Below are 1,732 nucleotides of genomic sequence, written 5' to 3' on the forward strand. Positions count from 1 at the left end.
GGCGTAGTGTCAGCCCACTCAGATAACGCTGACACACCGCATTCGCGAGCAAGCTCGCTCCCACTAGTGCTCATTTCAAGACAAAACCTGTACGCATCCGACAGAACATGTCCGCTGCGTGCCCCTTCCCTGCGTTCCCCCCGCCAAACCCCAGTGCAAAAAAGTATCAACAAAAGTGCTAGGGATGATTTGTCAGCCCCGCCGTGGAAGGCTGTAATCAGCGCAGATTCTTCCTGCATTCGGAAGACACAAAAACAATAACTGTCCTTCTGCCCCGTTGGGTGTCAGAAAAGGAGTGCACGATGCAACCCACTGCAAAAGCTCTGCTCGCTCTCACCTGCATGACCCTCAGCAGCGTCAGCCTTGGCGCCCAGACCCTGACCATCGCCACCGTCAACAACAGCGACATGATCCGCATGCAAAAACTCTCGAAAACCTTCGAGAGCGAGCATCCGGACATCAAGCTCAATTGGGTGGTGCTGGAAGAAAACGTTCTGCGTCAGCGCCTGACCACCGACATCGCCACTCAGGGCGGCCAGTTCGACGTATTGACCATCGGCATGTACGAAGCCGCACTCTGGGGCGGCAAGGGTTGGCTGGAGCCGATGAAGGACCTGCCGGCCAGTTACGCCCTCGACGATGTCTTTCCGTCGGTGCGCGAAGGCCTGTCGGTGAAGGGTTCGCTGTATGCGCTGCCGTTTTACGCGGAGAGTTCGATCACCTATTACCGCACCGACCTGTTCAAGGCAGCCGGGCTGACCATGCCGGAGCGTCCGACCTGGGAAGAGATCGCCGGGTTTGCCGAAAAGCTCACCCAGAAAGACAAAGAGCAATACGGCATCTGCCTGCGCGGCAAGGCCGGTTGGGGCGAGAACATGGCGCTTGTCACCACGGTCGCCAATGCCTACGGCGCGCGCTGGTTCGATGAGCAGTGGAAACCGGAATTCAGCGGCCCGGAATGGAAAAACGCGCTGAATTTCTACGTCAACACCATGAAGAAATCCGGCCCGCCAGGCGCGTCGAGCAACGGTTTCAACGAAAACCTCGCCCTGTTCAACAGCGGCAAATGCGCGATCTGGGTCGACGCCAGCGTCGCCGGCTCGTTCGTCACCGACAAGACCCAGAGCAAGGTCGCCGATAGCGTCGGTTTCACCTTCGCTCCGCATCAGGTCACGGATAAAGGCTCGGCGTGGCTGTATTCGTGGGCGCTGGCGATTCCGACCAGCTCCAAGGCCAAGGACGCAGCAAAAACCTTCAGCGCCTGGGCCACGTCCAAAGAGTACGGCGAACTGGTTGCCAAGACCGATGGCATCGCCAACGTGCCGCCGGGCACCCGCGCTTCGACCTACAGCGACGCGTACATGAACGCCGCGCCGTTTGCCAAGGTGACGCTGGAATCGCTGAAAGCCGCTGATCCGAGCAAACCGACGCTGAAACCGGTGCCGTACATCGGCATTCAATTGGTGACCATTCCTGAATTCCAGGCAGTGGGTACCCAGGTCGGCAAGCTGTTCTCGGCGGCGCTGATCGGCCAGACCACGGTGGATCAGGCGCTGGCGGCGGCGCAGCAGACCACGGAGCGAGAGATGAAGCGCGCGGGTTATCCCAAGTAAGCGCTGAACGACTTGCTCCTGCCTCTGTGGGAGCGAGCCTGCTCGCGAAGGCGTCGTGTCAGCCAACACACATGACACTGATCCGGCGCTTTCGCGAGCAGGCTCGCTCCCACATGGGG

General features: G+C 59.9%; 1 protein-coding gene. It reads left to right on the plus strand.

What is annotated here, in order from left to right; genetic code table 11:
- Positions 1–302: 302 nt before the first annotated feature.
- On the plus strand, positions 303–1,613 hold the full coding sequence (locus QMX86_RS27990) for a sugar ABC transporter substrate-binding protein (protein ID WP_110645391.1): 1,311 nt from the start codon (positions 303–305) through the stop codon (positions 1,611–1,613).
- Positions 1,614–1,732: the final 119 nt, after the last annotated feature.

This window comes from Pseudomonas sp. PS01270 (genome assembly GCF_029959775.1).
Taxonomy (GTDB): Bacteria; Pseudomonadota; Gammaproteobacteria; order Pseudomonadales; family Pseudomonadaceae; genus Aquipseudomonas; species Aquipseudomonas atacamensis.

Coding starts and splice junctions, on each gene's coding strand:
- QMX86_RS27990 (WP_110645391.1), top strand. CDS start 303: ATGCAACCCACTGCAAAAGCTCTGCTCGCTCTCACCTGCATGACCCTC.